Annotated in this window: 17 protein-coding genes; 7 read left to right on the forward strand and 10 right to left on the reverse strand. The window is 65.8% G+C overall.

Annotation, left to right across the window (positions count from 1 at the left end):
* Positions 1-8 precede the first annotated feature (8 nt).
* Positions 9-632, reverse strand: a complete 624-nt coding sequence (locus tag DT343_RS01400) for a carbonic anhydrase (RefSeq protein ID WP_112861471.1) — start codon at positions 630-632, stop codon at positions 9-11.
* Positions 633-700: 68 nt separating this feature from the next.
* Here DT343_RS01400 and DT343_RS01405 point away from each other — a divergent pair, with 68 nt between their 5' ends.
* Positions 701-937: an antitoxin gene (locus DT343_RS01405; protein WP_112861472.1), complete on the forward strand. Its 237-nt coding sequence runs from the start codon at positions 701-703 to the stop codon at positions 935-937.
* Positions 938-949: 12 nt separating this feature from the next.
* Positions 950-1327, forward strand: coding sequence for a PIN domain-containing protein (locus DT343_RS01410; RefSeq protein WP_258522469.1), 378 nt, complete (start codon positions 950-952; stop codon positions 1325-1327).
* Between the two features lie 6 nt (positions 1328-1333).
* Here the strand turns inward: DT343_RS01410 and uvrC are convergent, their stop codons facing one another.
* The 5 genes from uvrC to DT343_RS01435 are packed head-to-tail and all read right to left on the reverse strand — an operon-like array spanning position 1334 to position 7300.
* Positions 1334-3202 carry an excinuclease ABC subunit UvrC gene (uvrC, locus tag DT343_RS01415; protein ID WP_112861474.1) on the reverse strand — a complete coding sequence of 623 codons (1869 nt, stop codon included), beginning with the start codon at positions 3200-3202 and terminating at the stop codon, positions 1334-1336.
* A gap of 16 nt (positions 3203-3218) precedes the next feature.
* Positions 3219-3665 (reverse strand): DMT family transporter, encoded by a 447-nt coding sequence (locus DT343_RS01420; RefSeq protein WP_112861475.1) that lies wholly within the window; start codon positions 3663-3665, stop codon positions 3219-3221.
* A gap of 31 nt (positions 3666-3696) precedes the next feature.
* A complete protein-coding gene (locus DT343_RS01425; RefSeq protein WP_112861476.1) occupies positions 3697-4560 on the reverse strand; it encodes an alpha/beta hydrolase in 864 nt (287 codons plus the stop codon).
* Positions 4561-4620: 60 nt separating this feature from the next.
* A complete protein-coding gene (locus DT343_RS01430) occupies positions 4621-5091 on the reverse strand; it encodes an NUDIX domain-containing protein (RefSeq protein WP_112861477.1) in 471 nt (156 codons plus the stop codon).
* 55 nt (positions 5092-5146) lie between these two features.
* On the reverse strand, positions 5147-7300 hold the full coding sequence (locus DT343_RS01435) for a nuclease-related domain-containing protein (RefSeq protein ID WP_112862528.1): 2154 nt from the start codon (positions 7298-7300) through the stop codon (positions 5147-5149).
* A 250-nt stretch (positions 7301-7550) separates the two neighbouring features.
* Between DT343_RS01435 and DT343_RS01440 the strand changes: the two genes are divergently transcribed.
* From DT343_RS01440 to DT343_RS01460, 5 genes are all read left to right on the forward strand, one after another.
* Positions 7551-8312 carry an SDR family oxidoreductase gene (locus tag DT343_RS01440; protein ID WP_112861478.1) on the forward strand — a complete coding sequence of 254 codons (762 nt, stop codon included), beginning with the start codon at positions 7551-7553 and terminating at the stop codon, positions 8310-8312.
* 3 nt (positions 8313-8315) lie between these two features.
* Complete coding sequence (gene folB, locus DT343_RS01445; RefSeq protein WP_181669098.1) at positions 8316-8714, forward strand: dihydroneopterin aldolase; 399 nt, start codon at positions 8316-8318, stop codon at positions 8712-8714.
* Between the two features lie 82 nt (positions 8715-8796).
* Positions 8797-9465 carry a hypothetical protein gene (locus tag DT343_RS01450; RefSeq protein ID WP_220116424.1) on the forward strand — a complete coding sequence of 223 codons (669 nt, stop codon included), beginning with the start codon at positions 8797-8799 and terminating at the stop codon, positions 9463-9465.
* Between the two features lie 10 nt (positions 9466-9475).
* Complete coding sequence (locus DT343_RS01455) at positions 9476-9859, forward strand: hypothetical protein (protein WP_112861480.1); 384 nt, start codon at positions 9476-9478, stop codon at positions 9857-9859.
* Positions 9860-9925: 66 nt separating this feature from the next.
* On the forward strand, positions 9926-10210 hold the full coding sequence (locus DT343_RS01460) for a GNAT family N-acetyltransferase (protein ID WP_052689639.1): 285 nt from the start codon (positions 9926-9928) through the stop codon (positions 10208-10210).
* Positions 10211-10355: 145 nt separating this feature from the next.
* Here the strand turns inward: DT343_RS01460 and DT343_RS01465 are convergent, their stop codons facing one another.
* From DT343_RS01465 to DT343_RS01480, 4 genes are all read right to left on the reverse strand, one after another.
* On the reverse strand, positions 10356-11342 hold the full coding sequence (locus tag DT343_RS01465; protein WP_112861481.1) for an SDR family oxidoreductase: 987 nt from the start codon (positions 11340-11342) through the stop codon (positions 10356-10358).
* A gap of 79 nt (positions 11343-11421) precedes the next feature.
* A complete protein-coding gene (locus DT343_RS01470; RefSeq protein WP_026108401.1) occupies positions 11422-11739 on the reverse strand; it encodes a hypothetical protein in 318 nt (105 codons plus the stop codon).
* A 118-nt stretch (positions 11740-11857) separates the two neighbouring features.
* Positions 11858-13822, reverse strand: a complete 1965-nt coding sequence (gene mdoH / locus DT343_RS01475; RefSeq protein WP_112861482.1) for a glucans biosynthesis glucosyltransferase MdoH — start codon at positions 13820-13822, stop codon at positions 11858-11860.
* A gap of 153 nt (positions 13823-13975) precedes the next feature.
* On the reverse strand, positions 13976-15823 hold the full coding sequence (locus DT343_RS01480; RefSeq protein WP_258522470.1) for an acyltransferase family protein: 1848 nt from the start codon (positions 15821-15823) through the stop codon (positions 13976-13978).
* Positions 15824-15837: the final 14 nt, after the last annotated feature.

Raw genomic sequence — 15837 nt, forward strand, 5'->3', positions numbered from 1 at the left:
TTCGCCGCTCAATCCAACGGTTCGAACCGCGGCTTGTCGGTCAGGGCCGTAAGCGCGCCCTCGGCGATGCCGAAATGCAGGCCGCTGAGCTGAAGCTCGCCCTTGGCTTCGCGCTCGGCGATCCAAGGGAAGGTGCGCAGGTTCCGGATCGACAACCGCACGATGGCCTCTTCGGCGGCGCGCTCCAGCTGGTCGGGGGCGACGGTTTCGGCGACATGCTGGACGACGGGCGCGCCTTGGGCGATCCAGGGGGCGACAAAGTCGGCGACGATTTCAGGGGCGCCGTTGATCATGGCGTTGACCCCGCCGCAGTGGGCGTGGCCCATGACCACGATCCGCTTGACGCCCAGCACCTTGACCCCGAACTCCAGCGCCGCCGACACGCCGTGCAGCTTGCCGTCCGGCTCATAGGGCGGGACCAGATTGGCGACGTTGCGCACGACGAACAACTCGCCTGGCTTGGAGTCGAAGATCAGGGCCGGATCGGCGCGGCTGTCGGAACAGGCCACGATCAGGGTGTGTGGCTTCTGGCCCTTGGTCGCCAGGCTCTCGTACTCGGCGCGGGCCGTCGGCCAGTGCTCGGCGCGGAAGCGGCGATAGCCGGCGGTCAGTTCGTCTTCGATGTCGCTCATGCAGCGCCTGTAGCGCTTTGAGCACCGCCGATAAATCGTGTATACGTGTCTATACGAAGGAGCTCGCCATGGCCGTCACCAGTCGAACATTCCGAAGCGGCAACAGTGACGCTGTGCGCCTGCCCAAGGAAATTTCGTTCGGTCCCGGCGTCGAGGTCGAGATCGAGCGCAAGGGCGATGTCGTCACCATCTCCCCCAAGCAGAAATCCGTCAAAGAGATGCTGGCCAAGCTGCGCAGCCTGCCTAAACCCGACAGCATCGGCGTCCGCCACGAGGTGGAAATTCCCGAGCGTCCGGGCCTCTGACGCGTGGCCTACATGCTGGATACGAACGTCGCTATTCACTTGCGGGACGGCGATGCGGTGATTGATGAGCGTGTGGACGCGTTGAACCCGCCGCTTCTGCTCTCCATCGTCAGCAGGGTGGAGCTGGAAGCCGATCTCGGCCGGATGGACGCCAACGTCGTTGATCGGCGAGCGAGGTTGGACGCCCTGTTGGACGCCGTGCCTGTGCTGGCCTTCGGCTCGGCCGAGGCGCAAGCCTATCGCGGCATCGTCGAGACGTGTGGCTTCTCGCGGCGCAAGGTGCTGGATCGGATGATCGCGGCGCAGGCGATCACCGCGGGCGCGACGCTGGTCACCCGCAACGCTGAGGATTTTCGCGACATTCCCGGCCTCACGCTGCTGGAATGGTGACACGTTTCACGCCTTTCGGAAGAAGGCGTGGATGCGTTCGGCGAGGGGTTGGTTTATGCCATCGACCTTGACCAGATCGGCCAGGGAGGCGCGGCTGACGCCCTTGGCCGAGCCGAAGGCGTGCAGCAGAGCCTTCTTGCGGCCGGGGCCGACGCCTTCGATCTCGTCCAGCGGATTCTTCTTGATGTCCATCGAGCGGCGCTTGGCGTGGGCGCCGTTGGCGAAGCGGTGGGCCTCGTCGCGCAGTCGCTGGAGGTAGTAGAGGGCCGGCGACTTCAGCGGCAGCATGAAGGGGGCCTTGCCGGGCATGAAGAACTTCTCCATGCCGGCGTCGCGATCGGGCCCCTTGGCCACGCCGACGACGGTGATGTCATCTAGCCCGCCCAGGTCGGCCATGACCGCCAGCACCTCGGCCAACTGCCCCGCGCCGCCGTCGATCAGCAGCAGGTCGGGGCGGACGACGTCTTCGCCCTCTTCCTCGTCCTTGACCAGGCGCGAGAAGCGACGGCGCATCACCTCGCGCATCATGCCGTAGTCGTCGCCGGGCGTCAGATCCTCGCCCCGGATGTTGAACTTGCGATACTGCGACTTCTGGAAGCCTTCGGGGCCGGCGACGACCATGCCGCCCACCGCGTTCGTCCCTTGAATGTGGGCGTTGTCGTAGATCTCGATCCGCTCGGGCCGGCTCTCCAGTCCGAAGGCCTCGCAAACCTCGTCCAGGATCTTGCCCTGCGCCGAGCTTTCGGCCAGGCGGCGGCCCAGGGCCTCGCGCGCATTGGTCAGGGCGTGGTCGACCAGGGCCAGCTTCTCTCCGCGCATCGGACGGACGATCTCGACCTTGCGATCCGCCTTCATCGAAAAGGCCTCTTCCAGCAGTTCCAGCTCGTGCGGGCGGACGTTGGACAGGATCAGGCGCGGGATCGGCTTGTCCTCGTAGAACTGGCCCAGGAAGGCGGCCAGGATCTCGGGATCGGTGTCGGTCTTGTCCACGCGCGGGAAATAGGCGCGGCCGCCCCAGTTCTGGCCGGCGCGATAGAAGAAGACCTGGACGCAGGCCTGGCCCCCGTCGGAATGCAGGGCGAAGACGTCGCCTTCGGCGACGCTGTCGGCGCTGACCGAGTTCTCCATCGCAATGGCCGACAGGGCGCGGATGCGGTCGCGCACGCGGGCGGCCTGTTCGAAGTCCATCTCGTCCGACGCCGCCTGCATCTCCTTGGACAGGCGGCTGATGACGGCGCGGGACTTGCCGCGCAGGAACTGCTCGGCCTCGGTGACCAGTTCGCCGTAGTCGTCCAGGCTGATCAGGCCGGTGCACGGCGCCGAGCAGCGCTTGATCTGATGCAGCATGCAGGGGCGGGTGCGGGTCTCGTAGACGCTGTCGGAACAGGAGCGCAGCAGGAAGGCCTTCTGCAGGGTGTTCAGCGTGCGGTTCACCGCCCAGGTCGAGGCGAAGGGGCCGAAATAGTCGCCGGGCGTGGTGTGGGCGCCGCGATGCTTCCTGACCTGGGGCGCGCGGTGGTCGCGGCGGATCATCAGTTCGGCGAAGGACTTGTCGTCGCGCAGCACCACGTTGAAGCGGGGCTTCAGCTTCTTGATGAAGTTGGATTCCAGCAGCAGGGCTTCGGTCTCGGTGGCGGTGACCACCAGCTCCATCGACCGGGTCTGCGACACCATCAGGCCGATCCGCTGGGTGTGAAAACGCCCTTGCGCATACTGGACGATGCGCTTCTTCAGTGACTTGGCCTTGCCGACGTACAGGCACGACCCGTCCTCGCCATACATGCGATAGACGCCCGGCTTGTCCGGCGCCCGGCGCGCCTCGTCGGCGATCAGGGCGGCGGCTTTCAGTTGGGAATCAGGCGTCTCCTCGGTCATCGCGCCCGATATAGGGTCAAGAGCGCCGGACCAGAAGGACGCCGGCCAGAACAAGCCCCACCCCGGCGACGCGACCGATGTTCAACGGCTGGCGCGGCACGCCCAGCGCCCCGAAATGATCCAGCGCCAGGCTGAGCAGCAGCTGGCCCCCGACCATCAGGGTGATGGTCATGGCCACGCCCAGGCGCGGCACGCCCCAGGCGGCCGCGACCACGAAACAGGCGCCGTAGGCCCCGCCCAGCCAGGCGTACCAGGGCAGGGCCCGCGTCGCCGCCATGTCCGGCCGGGTGTGCAGGATCGCCGCCAATATCCCCAGCGCCGTGGTCCCGACCGCAAAGGAGATGAAGGCGGCGTTGACCGGAGAGGCCACGGCGGTCGCCAGCTTGGCGTTGGTCGGGGCCTGAAGCGCGGTGGCGCCGCCGGCCAGGATGACGACGAGGATGGCGAGCAGGGACGGGTTCATGGCCCTTGGCTAGCATGGCGCTCGCCGATTGTTACCCCCGGATGAAGCGGGCGGCGCGTTCCCCTTCCGGATCGCCGGCGACGCCGAAGTCGCGCTTGATGGTCATGTGGCTGTCGTCCGGGGCGGCGATGACCTCGGCGCGTCCCCCGACCTGGATCAGGGCCTCAGCCAGGCCGCGGCTCTGGGCTGTCGAATCTTGGCGGCGGGCGACGTGGAAGATGAGGAAGGGCGGATAGGTCACGCCGGGGCGGATAAGCAGAGTAGGCGACAAGGCGGCGGCCTGATCGCCGAAGGCCTGATCGTAGGTCCGGCCCAGCCAATGGTCGACCGGGCCGGTCCCGCGCGCGGCTGTGGCGTCATAGCCGGCCCCGTCCAGCAGGATCACCCCCGCCAGATCCGAGGGCTTCGCCCCAATTGCGCCGAGGTATTCGGGATCGATTCCGACCAGCGCGGCCAGATGGGCCCCGGCCGAATGCCCCAGCAGATAGATCGGCCGTCCGGGCAGGCGGCGCTTCAGATCGGCGACAGCGGCGGTGACATCCAGGGCCGACTCGCGCGCGCTGACGGCGGGAGCCAGCCGATAGCTGGTCGAGGCCAGAGTCAAGCCGTGGCGCTGGGCATAGTCAGGCAGGGCGGCGACATTGGTCCGTTCGCCCCGTGACCAGCCGCCGCCGTGCACGAACATCAGGATCGGTCCCGTCCCTCTGTCCGCATAGAGATCGTAGGCCTGAAGCGGGTCGGGACCGAAGGTGAAGGTATGGGCGGGTGCGACAACCGGGCCGGAGGGCGCCATGCGACGCTGTCGACGATCGCTGCGGGTTTGGGCGAGGGCGTGGGCGGGGAGGGTGGCGCTGACGGCCAGGCCGATAAGGGCCAGGCGACGCGAGAGAGGCATGGTGCGATCCTTTCGAACAGGCTTGACCGTTCTTCAACGGAGCGAAGGGCGGTTTCCGTCTCACCAGTCCGGATCGACCGGGGCGCCGTCGAAGATTTCGTCCAGACGCGCGCGACAGCCCCGGTTCACGTCGTCGGGCAGGGCGGAGGGCGAGAACCAGCCGATCTCGGCGATCTCGCCGTGGCTGGTGCGCTCGCCCACATCGAAGGCGTCGATGCGGAAGACGGCGACGTGATCGCCGGGAAAGAAGCGCTCGTTGGAATGGATCGACACCAGGCGCGGCGCCGCCCGCGCGATCAGCCCGGCCTCTTCGTGCAGTTCGCGCACCACGGCGGCCTGGGTCGTCTCGCCCCGATCCACCCCGCCGCCCGGCAACCACCAGCCGGCCAGATAGGTGTGCCGGACCATTAGCACCCGCCCGTCCGCATCCACCGCCACCGCCCGCACGCCCAGCGTCTTGCCGCGCGTCAGGCGTGACCAGGCGAAGAAGAGGGGACGGGTGAAGGGTTCGACGTGGATGCGCCAGGTCATGGATTTTCTAGTTCAAAGCCCTGAAAACCGCTCTGGCGCTGTTGTTTAGCTCTGTTCAGTTTGTCAGACAGCATTTCTTGAACTTTTTGCCGCTTCCGCAAGGACATATTGCGTTTCGGCCCACGCGTGCGGCGCCAACTGAATTGATCGCGCTCCAAGGTGTCGGTGGCGGCGGCGGTCTTTTGATGAGTGCCTGCGCCATGTCCGGGTCGAAGACCCACGGAGTGCGTGATCCCACAGAGATGACGATCTTCTTGGTGTCTGGATCGAGGATTACGCCATACCAGCTGTCTGCGCGAGCATGATACTTGCGAACATTGCAGTGGTTGATCAGCCGGCCCACTGCGTCTTGGTCCTGCCCATAGCGGCAATGGATTGTTAGGCCGCTGTCGCTCTCGCCCAAAGCCAAGGACAAGTCGTGGGGCCGACGATCGGCCCGCGCCGCCGCTGCCATCTTGTCTATCCCCGCCGTCAAAGCGCGGGCAGTCTCCTCCCCAAGCTGTAGGAGCTCCAAGCCGATATCGATCGCCTCGGCGTCATCGCTCTCTTCGATCTGATCAATCAATCCGCCAAAAGTGGTGTTCTTTAATCGCGTCAGGATACCATCAGGGGTCCTTTTACCGGGCAGCCCCTCGCGCCGCACGAGCATCGCGATGTCCAGATGCATGGCAATATCGTCTGTCAGCATCACGAGGGTGTTTTCGCCATCGAACCAAAAATTTCGTGCGAGATGATAGCCGAGCAATGTCAACTCATGCCCTGCGGAGACCTTGTGGCCGAACCGGGTCCTGAGCGTCAGATAATGCAAGAAGTGGAGCGGCGTGGAAAGCATCTCCGCCAAGACGTCAAGCGCGAACACATCAACGACGACGGGTTCCGCGATGCGGTCGCTGGAACGGGCGTTAAGAAACTCTCGCACTTGGATGGCGAGTGACGGGTAATGATCCGAGACGACACAAAAGGGCTGAATCACTTCGAAGTCGCGAGGCAGCTCAATCGTTTCGCCCTCGGCGGTTTTGAGCTTGAAGGAGGAATCAAGAAGAGCTTCAGCGCACTCGAACCCTTGGTCCGCCGCATCCTGCACCGCTTTCTTGAAGTCCTCCTTGATCTGCAAGTCGTTGCCCTTGCGCGCCTCTATCGTAAGGCGTTTGGACTTCGCTTGAACTAGAATAGCATGGCGTCCGAAGACAACGAGCACATCGATCTCCCCCAGACGGTTTCCATTGGGTCGGTAGATGTCGATATTCCGAAATACCCGCTGGGGCGTGAAAACCCTTTCAAGACACGTTGCTACAAAACTTTCTGTAAAAGCGCCGCGCCGTTTGATGGCCGTGGGCAAATAATCCTTGTCCTTCATCATCCAGAAGGTGGGGCTCTCGTATATCGACTCCAGCAGGCTGTAGTGCTGAAGTAGAAGATAACGACCGCCTGACCATCGAATTAACGGCATGGCGTTCGCTACATTGAAATCATTCAGGCCGATGAAAGTTGGGTTCATTTCACCGTCTGTAAGGGTGAAAGCGTCAAGAACAGCCTGTATCCGATCTAGAGAGATTCCAAGACGAGCATTCAGTTCCTGCGCGGTCAGGAGAAATCCTGAAAGCATCGTCAATTCATTGCCTTTGATACGCCGCATCGACTTCATGAGCGAGACCTGACGCTCGGACAGTAATATCGACGCCATTTCCGCCACAGCCACGGCGTCCTCAATCTCGAAGCCCTTCTTGGCCAACAGCCAAGCGTTGTCACCGCGATATCGTTCTATGGCCAAGGCGCGATACTGAAAACCGTAAGCGGACTCACCTGAGTAAAAGATGGGCTCTCGAAGGTGTGCGCCTGCCCAACTATCGCTTGTGGAGGTGAGAACTCCCTCCTTAATAGTAAAGGCGTCTTTCCACGGCTCCATCAGAGCATGATGCAGCTCCTGAAGAAGCGCTTGGGCGCGATCGATGTAAGCCTGAAGCATTTCCGGCTCGGGCACGACTTCATCGACAGGGTGTTGAATGAGGAGCCCGTTTAATGTCGCTATCTCGGTGCGTACCAGACGCTCTGGGGCGTGCTGGCTTTCCATGGCTTCACGGTCCAGTGTTTTGCCATACCGGATTAGATTGTCTCGGAAGCTGAAGTAGGCAATCGCGTGCACGAACCCAGGCGACCCACAAAGTTCGCGAAGGCTCTCAAAGATCTCGGTTTCCGAGCGCGCAACCATGGGTCACCTCTTTTCGCCACCAAACACCATGAAATCCGGTTCGCAAAGCAGACCCGCTTAAAGGGACGGTTTGATCCACCGCCTAATGTCAGTTTTTGCCATCCAGTCTCCGAATGCTTCCCCGCTTGAACCCCGCCCCGGTCCGCTCTAATCGAAGGCAGACAACAGGAGCATTCCATGCTGGCTCTCGGCATCATCTTCGGCTTCATCGCCGTTTTGGCGGCGTTCAACGTGTTCGAGTTCGGTCGGGTTGACTGAGGCGGCTGCTCGCTCTGAGCGGGGCGTCGCCCTGGTCACGGGCGGCGCGCGGCGGATCGGGCGGGCCATCTGTCTGAAGCTGGCCCAGGCCGGGTTCGACGTGGCGATCCATCATCATGCGTCGGGCGACGATGCCCGGACCCTGGCCGACGAGATCGGGGGCCTGGGACGACGCGCGTGCCTGTTGCAGGCGGACCTGACGGACGAGGCCAGGGTGCGGGCGCTGATCCCCGCGGCGGTCGAGGCGCTGGGGCCGGTCAGCGTGCTGGTCAACAACGCCTCGGTGTTCGAGGACGACCGGATCGGCGCGCTGACGCGCGACAGCTGGGACCTGCATCTCGACACCAATCTGAGGGCGCCGATCGTGCTGGCCGAGGCGTTGGCCGCCCAGGCTGTCGAGGGCGCCGTCGTCAATCTGCTGGACCAAAAGGTGCTGAAGCCGGATCCGCGCTTCTTCTCCTACAGCCTGTCGCGGAACGGCCTGTGGTGGGCGACGCAGACCCTGGCCCAGGCGTTGGCGCCCGGCATACGGGTCAATGGGGTGGGGCCGGGGCCGACCCTGCCGTCTATCCACCAGACGCCCGAAGAGTTCGCCGCCGAGGCGCGCGCCACCCTGCTGGAAACGCCCGGCAGCCCCGAGGCGGTGGCTGAGGCGGTGCTGTGGCTGATTGACGCCCGGATGGTCACGGGCCAGATGATCGCCGTCGACGGGGGCCAGCATCTGGCCTGGCGCACCCCCGACATTCAGGAGTAGCGCGTGGTTTCCTCTCCTCTGGCGACGCCTGTTCCGGCGGACGATCGGCTGCGTTTCGAGCGGCTGAGCGTGTTCGTGCGCGGGCTGGAGGTCGAGGCCGGGATCGGGGTCTATGACCATGAGCAAGGGCGGCTGCAGCGGCTGGTGATCGATGTGACGCTGGAGCTGGAGCCACGCCCCATCGAGCGGCTGGGCGACACCATCAACTATGAAACCGTGGCCGACGCCGCGCGCGCCATCGCCGCCGAGGGACATGTGGGGCTGGTCGAGACCTTCGCCGAACGGCTGGCGCGGGCATGCCTGGAGGACGGCCGGGTGCAGCGCGCCACGGTGCGGATCGAAAAGCCGGGCGCCTTGGCGGCGGTGGCGGCGCCGGGCTGCGAGATCGTGCTGGGGCGGTAAGGGCGGTTGCTTCGCGCCGCGCCGACCGCCATTGTTGTCGCCAGATTCCAGCCGGGCGTCCGGCGTGACAGAAGCGTTGTTCATGGCCGAACCCGGCGATCCGAAAGACCCAACAGCGCCCCGCGATCACGACCACGATCATGACGCCGAGGTCGGCTTCGTCTCGCCCGCGTCGCTGGCGGGCCGTGCGCGCGAGCGCCAGCCGGAGCCGTTTCCCACAGACGAGCGCGAACCGGACCTGTTCGACCCGCCCGAATTGGCGCCGGGGCCAGGGCCTTTCGACCGGTCTGGCCCGACGACCCGGCCGACGGCCCCGTTTCCGCCCCGGTCCGAGCCGACGCCTGTCGAGGCCGAGCCGGCGCCGGCCGTGCGCGCGGTGCGCCAGCGTCTGACGGCCGAGGCCGCGCCGCGCCGCGAAGGACCGGTCGTGCCGATGCGGCTGTATGCGATCTATGTGCTGATCCTGTTGGCGGTGCCGACGCTGGGCGTGTCGTGCCTGGTGGCCCTGCTTGCGGTGATGCGGCGCGATGGGTCGACGGATCCGCTGGAGCACAGCCATGCCGTCTATCAGCAGCGCACCATCGTCGGTGCGGTCGGGGCGGCGGTCGTCGGTGCCCTTCTGATCGTGGTCAACATCGGCGTGCTGGTGCTGTTCGCCCTGGCGATCTGGGTTCTGGCGCGCGGCGCGTTCGGGGTGCTGAAACTGAAGAGCGGACAGGCCGTTCCTCACCCCCGCAGCCTGTTGTTCTGAAGGACCGACGATGACGAACGAACCCAATTTCATCGCCGGGCAGCCGTCCGAGGGCAAGGTCGGGGCGCTGATCGCCTGGGCTCTGTTCATCATGTCGATCCCCAGCGCCAATGTGCTGGTTCTGATCGGGCTGGTGGTGTCCTATGTCACGCGCGGGACGGCGACGGGTGTGGCGCGCCAGCATATCGAGGCGCAGATCCGGCTGTTCTGGTCGGTCTTCTGGTGGACCATCGCGGCCTGGGTCGGGATCTTCGTCAGCGCCCTGGCGTCGGTGGTGCTGATCGGCATTCCGTTCCTGCTGCTGTTCCTGCTGGCCTGGTTCCTTCTGAGCGTCTGGTTCACGGTCAAGAGCGTGATCGGCCTGCTGAATCTGCTGAACGACAAGCCGATCTAAGGGCCGATTTGAACATGACGGAACGTCCCGACGGCCTTGGCGGTTGATCCGTCAAAGGAGAACCCGATGGGACAGTTCAAGGACGTCGAAGGCGACAACCGGTTCGAACAGGCGTTCGACGACGACAAGGGCGCGGGCCTGGTCTGGGCCGACTATGCCGTGAAGGGCGATGCCCGGATCATCCTGCATGTCGAGGCCGAGCCATCGCTGCGCGGATCGGGCGCGGCGGGGCGGTTCATGCAGTCGCTGGCCGATCATGCGCGCCAGACGGGGCTGAAGCTGTTTCCGCGTTGCAGCTACGCCGTCGCCTGGCACAAGCGGCATCCCGATTACGACGACGTCTTGGCCTGACCTTCCATTAACGCCGTCATTCTCGCCCTCGTGGCGAGGATCTATACTCACGGTGTTTGGCGTGGCGCGTTACCGGATGAACCGGGAGTATGGACCGTAGGCATAAGGCCTAGGGTGACGGCGTTGGACGAGGAAGTTGGCGTCCCTAGCCGCCGGCGTAGCCGCCGATGATCGGCAGGATTTCGCCGGTGATGAAGCTGGACATCTGGGGCGAGGCCAAGAAGACGTAGGCGGGCGCGATTTCCTCGGGTTGGGCCGGGCGTTTCATCACCGTGTCGGCGCCGAACTTCGAGGTCGCCTCGGCATCCTTGTCGGCGGGGTTCAGCGGGGTCCAGACCGGGCCGGGCGCGACGACGTTCACGCGAATGCCGCGCGGCGCCAGATGCGTGCCCAGCGAGCGCGCATAGGCGTGGATGCCGCCCTTGGTCAGGGAATAGTCCAGCAGATCCTTGTTGCCCATCAGACCCGTGACCGAGCCGGTCATGACGATGGCGCCGCCGGCCTTCATGTGCGGGACCGCCGCCTTGGTCATGTTGAAATAGCCGTAGAGGTTGGTCTTCAGCGTGCGATCGAAATGCTCGTAGGTCAGGTCCTCGAAGGCGGGGACGTGTTCCTGGAAGGCGGCGTTCGGGACCAGGACATCCAGGCGGCCGAAGGCGTCGAGCGTGGCCTTGACCGCCATCTCGGCGAAGGCGGGATCGGACACGTCGCCTTTCAGCACGACGGCGCGGCGCCCCTCGGCCTCGACGGCGGTCTTGGTGGTTTCGGCGTCGGCGTCCTCGTCCAGATGGCAGATGACCACGTCGCAGCCCTCGCGCGCGAACAGGACGGCGACAGAGCGGCCGATGCCGGAATCCGCGCCGGTGATCAGGGCGGCGAACCCGTCCAGCTTGCCTGACCCCTTCCAGAAGGGTGCATCATAGAGGGGCGCGGGATCCAGCGCCGCCTCGTCGCCCGGCTTGGTCTGATGTTGTTTGGGGAAGGGCGGTTCGGGATAGGGGCGGGCGCCGGCCTGCATCGCGCCGGACGGTTTGTCATCGCCGGCCGTCTTGTCCTTGGCGTCGATGTCGCGCTGGATGGCGCGTTCCTGATCGGCGATGTCTTCGGCGCGCGCGTTAGTCCGGTCGTCCATGGATGTCGTCTCCTGAAGATGGGGTCTTCAGGAAAGCGGACGGGTGCGAGGGTCGTTCCGACGGCCCAGCTTCGGTTTTTCAGCCGACGCGGTGGACGATGGTCTTGATGGTCTCGGCCTTGGTCGGCAGATCGGCGGCGAGGCGCGAGGCGATCTCGCGCGCGCCCACCGGATAGGCGTCGCCGCCGTCCGCGATGGCCTTGGCCTTGGCGGCGGCCTCGAGCAGGAGCCGTTCCAGCGCCTCGATCTCTTCCAGCGCCAGGGCGTGGGCTTCGAGCTGGAGGCGTTTGACGCGGTCGGCCGTGGTTTCGGGCGCGCGCATCAGGTCATAGACGGCGGACTCGGATTCGACGATCCGCAGGTCGGGCTTGGTGTCGGCGCTGGTCTTCTTGGTCATGGAATCAGTCCGCAGCAGGTGGCTGAAATCCAAGAGTGAACGCGAACCCTTCAGCCGTCGAGCTTGACCGTAACGGTTGTGGCGGCGCTGTGGCCGCCACGCATCGGTTCTGGATCGATCAGAGTTCCGGCGCGCGGGCCGGGACCATCGCCGGGGCGGCGACGGGGGCCAGAACGCCGCCGGCGACCGCACGTAGCGGCGAGCGCGGCGTGTGCAGAACGGCCGGCGAGACGCTGGCGCCGTCCTGAACCGGGGTGACCAGATAGCCCTTGGCCGCCAGCTTGTCGCCCGAGCGGACGCGCGAGGTCCAGACGGTGATCGGGGCGGCCAGCAGCAGCGGCAGAACGATCGGGGCGAACCAGGTGGCCAGGTCGGGACGGACGGCCAGCGGGATCAGGAAGCCCACGCCGGCGATCATCTGCCAGCGCATGGCGCGGAAGGCGTCCGACCAGGCCAGGCCGTCGGCCTCGCGCTGCTGGGTCGACCAGCCAGTGTCGTGGCCCGAGACGATCTGGATGAAGGCCTTGGTGTTGGCGACCATCAGGATGGGGGCCAGGATGGCGGACAGGGCGATCTCGGCCGCCATGCCCTTGGCGATGGCGCGACGGCCGCCGAAGGCGCGCAGCTCGGCCGGGCGGCTGAGGACCAGGGCGGCGCCCATGAACTTGGGCCCGATCAGCAGCACGCCGGACAGGAAGGAGGCCAGCATGAAGGGCGTGAACTGGGGGTTCAGGATGTAGAAGAAGCTGGTCCAGTCGACCGGATAGAACATCTGGATAAACAGGCCGACCATCAGCGACGCCAGCCACAGGGGCGACGACAGATAGGCCATGCAGCCCATCAGCAGCTGCAGGCGGCTCATCGGCGACAGGCCCTTGGCCGTGATCAGGCCCAGGTGCTGGAGGTTGCCCTGGAACCAGCGGTGGTCGCGGCGGATGAAGTCGGTGATCGACGGCGGGGTCTCTTCCCACGATCCGTCCAGCGAGGCGGTGACGTGGACGGCCCAGCCGGCGCGGCGCATCAGGGCGGCCTCAACCACGTCATGGCTCATGATGTGACCGCCGAAGGGCTTGCGCCCCTTCAGGTGTGGCAGGCCGCAGCAGGCGGCGAAGGCGCGCGTGCGGATGATGGCGTTGTGGCCCCAGTAGCTGGATTCCGAACCGGTCCAGTAGGCCAGGCCGGCAGCGGCGACGCGGCCGTACAGGCGCACCGAATACTGCGACACGCGCGCGAAGATGGTGCGGGCCTTGATGATGACCGGGGCGGTCTGGATCAGGCCGACGCCGGGATTGCGCTCCATGGCGTCGACCATGCGCAGCAGGGTTTCGCCGGCCATGGTGCTGTCGGCGTCCAGGACGATCATGTTCTCATAGGCGCCGCCGAAACGACGGACCCATTCGGCCAGGTTGCCGGCCTTGCGCTCGGCGTTGTCGGTGCGGCGACGGTAGAAGGCCTTGGAGTTGGCGGCCATGCGGAACGCTTGGAAGACCGAACGCTCGGCGGCGGCGGCGTCTTCCTTGGTCGAGTCGCTGAGCACGAAGATGTCGAAGGCCGACGAGGCGCCCAGACGCGCCAGGCAGGAATCGATCTGGGACAGGCGCGCGAAGGACGAGCGGGCGTCCTCGTTGTACAGCGGCATCAGCAGGGCCGTGCGGGTGCGCGGCATCGGCGGATGCGGCGAGAAGGCGAGGTCCGCCTGATCCTTGCCGCGCAGCATGACGAACAGGCCCATCAGGCCGCTGACGAACCAGCAGGAGATGGCGGTGATCAGGACCATGAACAGGCTGAAGGCCAGGATCTCGGTGCCGTCCCAACCCTTGCGGGCATAGAGGTAGAAGGGGGTGATGGCCGACAGTCCGGTCAGGACGATGGTGCCGGCCAGCAGGGCCAGGCGGCGCGTCGCCACCGTGCGCGGCGAGGTCGCGGGCGTCACGTCGGCGACGGCGTCGGGCGCAGACAGGGACTGGACCGGCATGGCCAGCGGCGCCTCGTCGGGCAGCCACGACCAGCTCGGCGTTTGCGCGCCGTGGATCGTCGTCTCGATTTCAGCCTGTTCGACAGGCCGGATCGCCAGCTTGTTCATGCCGCTCTGGACGCCCTCGAGTGAACCGGATGTCCTCCCGAGGGCTGGGGACGACGCGGAGTGCTGCACTGCAACACGACCTGCATAATCGATCACATTCGCGCGATTTTCAATCACGCAATGTTGATGAAACCAAAAAATATGGGGGTGAAGTCAGGCCGGAACGTCGAACGGGGCGGCAGCCGGGCGACCGTGCGGCGACTCCGTGGCGACCGACAGCAGTTTACGGTCCAGCACCCAGGCTGCAACCCCCACCCAGCAGACCAGGACGATGGCGTAGAGACGCTCCCACCAGCCGACGTTGGCGTCGTTGACCGTGCCCGGGAAGACGAGGTGCTTGGTCAGGACCGTCAGGATCGCCATGACGACGAAGGTGACGACGAGGAAGAGCTTCAGGCGCGGCAGGTCCCGACGTTTGGCCAGCCCCCACAGCAGCAGCATCGGCGCCAGCTGAATGCCGAGGGCCAGGTTGATGACCATGTGGCGCGGATCGGGCCAGGGCCACAGGGTCGAGGCCGACATGCCGCCGCCGGCCAGGATGAAGACGATGGCGATGACCCAGGCCGCGACCCGCGCGCCGGTCAGGGCGTAGATGGCCAGGCCGAAGCCGATCCCCGCCAGCCCGGCCATGACGCCGGCGACGAAGACCCCGCCGTTGAAGATGATCGGCGCCTTGGCCGTCGCCCCGCCCAATTCGCTCAGATACTGAGTGGCATTGTTGAAGCCGGGGTAGGCCAGGATGGCCACGGCGACCACCGTCAGGGCCAGAAGCGGGGCTGCGACGCCCACGCCCAGCAGCCGACGACGGCGGTGATAGCGAAGCTGCGGCTTCAGCAGGGCCTGGAGGTCCAGCGGCCAGGGCCGGCCGTCCAGCGGCTTCAGCCCCCACAGCGGGCGAATGGCCGGGATGCGCCGCACGACCTCATAGATCGCCAGGCTGCCGACGAAGGTGATGGCGATCAGGGACAGCAGTTCGACCGGCGCCGGCAGGTTCGCCGGGCGGATGATCCAGACGGCCGCGACCAGCACCGTCTGGTGCGCCAGATAGAGGGGAAAGGTCGCCTGCGTCAGATAGTTGAGTGCAGGGCCGCCCCGGTCGCGCAGATGGCGATAGCCGAAGCCCAGGATGGCGACGATCACCGCCCATTGGTCGACGCCGTAAACGGCGGCCTTGGGCACGCCCCAGAAGGCGCGCGCGCCGGGATGCCAGACCTGGACCATCATGATCGGCAGGGCGACGGCCGCCAGGGCCAGGGCGATCCAGCGATACCGCTCCATCGTGCGCCACAGGCTTTCGCGCCCCACGATGCTGAAGCCGAACAGGAAGGCGACCAGCGACAGGGCGTGGTTGTACCAGTCGTTGTGCAGGGTGTTGGTCAGGCCGAACCAGGGAAAGAGCAGCCACCGGATGGCGAACAGATAGAGGATCGGCAGGATCAGCAGGCGCGGGCCTGTCAGCGCCTTTTCCAGCCCATTGCCCAAGCGCTCGATCAGGCCGGGCTGACGCCACAGGACGACGGCGATCAGGCTGTAAACGGCGATATAGACGATGAACCAAAGATGGTTGACCGGCACGCCGTCGGCGAGACCGCTCCAGCCGAACTCATGACCCAGCCAGGCGACGAAGCCGGCGACGCCGCCGGGCCAGCCGCCCTTGTCCATCGACTCGATCCAGGATTGGATCGGCACCAGAACCAGGGCGCCGAAGATCAGGGGCGGGACCAGCCGCTCGAACCGGGCGCGGGCGACCTCGCGCGGGGTGCGCCGGAAGGTCATGAACCGCAGGGCGGCGCCCGACACCAGAAACAGCAGGGTCAGCCGCCAGGGATTGGTGACCAGAATCGCCTCACGCATCCACTCGAAGGTGTGGGCGCTGTGGATGTGCCAGTCATAGACCCCGTAAACCAGGCCCACATGATACAGGATCAGCAGGCCGAAGGCGCCGACCCGGATCCAGTCGAGATCGTAACGGCGCTGGGTCGGGGAAACGGGCGGGTTCACGGCCGCGTCTATGA

Origin of the sequence: Brevundimonas vesicularis, assembly GCF_900445985.1 — a bacterium.
Lineage (GTDB): Bacteria > Pseudomonadota > Alphaproteobacteria > Caulobacterales > Caulobacteraceae > Brevundimonas > Brevundimonas vesicularis_D.

What these genes read in the sequence shown, in the direction of transcription:
- DT343_RS01430 (WP_112861477.1), bottom strand. Translation starts at nt 5,091, where the DNA reads ATGACCTGGCGCATCCACGTCGAACCCTTCACCCGTCCCCTCTTCTTC.
- DT343_RS01400 (WP_112861471.1), bottom strand. Translation starts at nt 632, where the DNA reads ATGAGCGACATCGAAGACGAACTGACCGCCGGCTATCGCCGCTTCCGC.
- uvrC (WP_112861474.1), bottom strand. Translation starts at nt 3,202, where the DNA reads ATGACCGAGGAGACGCCTGATTCCCAACTGAAAGCCGCCGCCCTGATC.
- DT343_RS01470 (WP_026108401.1), bottom strand. Translation starts at nt 11,739, where the DNA reads ATGACCAAGAAGACCAGCGCCGACACCAAGCCCGACCTGCGGATCGTC.
- DT343_RS01420 (WP_112861475.1), bottom strand. Translation starts at nt 3,665, where the DNA reads ATGAACCCGTCCCTGCTCGCCATCCTCGTCGTCATCCTGGCCGGCGGC.
- DT343_RS01425 (WP_112861476.1), bottom strand. Translation starts at nt 4,560, where the DNA reads ATGCCTCTCTCGCGTCGCCTGGCCCTTATCGGCCTGGCCGTCAGCGCC.
- DT343_RS01405 (WP_112861472.1), top strand. Translation starts at nt 701, where the DNA reads ATGGCCGTCACCAGTCGAACATTCCGAAGCGGCAACAGTGACGCTGTG.
- DT343_RS01455 (WP_112861480.1), top strand. Translation starts at nt 9,476, where the DNA reads ATGACGAACGAACCCAATTTCATCGCCGGGCAGCCGTCCGAGGGCAAG.
- DT343_RS01410 (WP_258522469.1), top strand. Translation starts at nt 950, where the DNA reads ATGCTGGATACGAACGTCGCTATTCACTTGCGGGACGGCGATGCGGTG.
- mdoH (WP_112861482.1), bottom strand. Translation starts at nt 13,822, where the DNA reads ATGAACAAGCTGGCGATCCGGCCTGTCGAACAGGCTGAAATCGAGACG.
- DT343_RS01465 (WP_112861481.1), bottom strand. Translation starts at nt 11,342, where the DNA reads ATGGACGACCGGACTAACGCGCGCGCCGAAGACATCGCCGATCAGGAA.
- DT343_RS01435 (WP_112862528.1), bottom strand. Translation starts at nt 7,300, where the DNA reads ATGGTTGCGCGCTCGGAAACCGAGATCTTTGAGAGCCTTCGCGAACTT.
- DT343_RS01460 (WP_052689639.1), top strand. Translation starts at nt 9,926, where the DNA reads ATGGGACAGTTCAAGGACGTCGAAGGCGACAACCGGTTCGAACAGGCG.
- DT343_RS01450 (WP_220116424.1), top strand. Translation starts at nt 8,797, where the DNA reads ATGGCCGAACCCGGCGATCCGAAAGACCCAACAGCGCCCCGCGATCAC.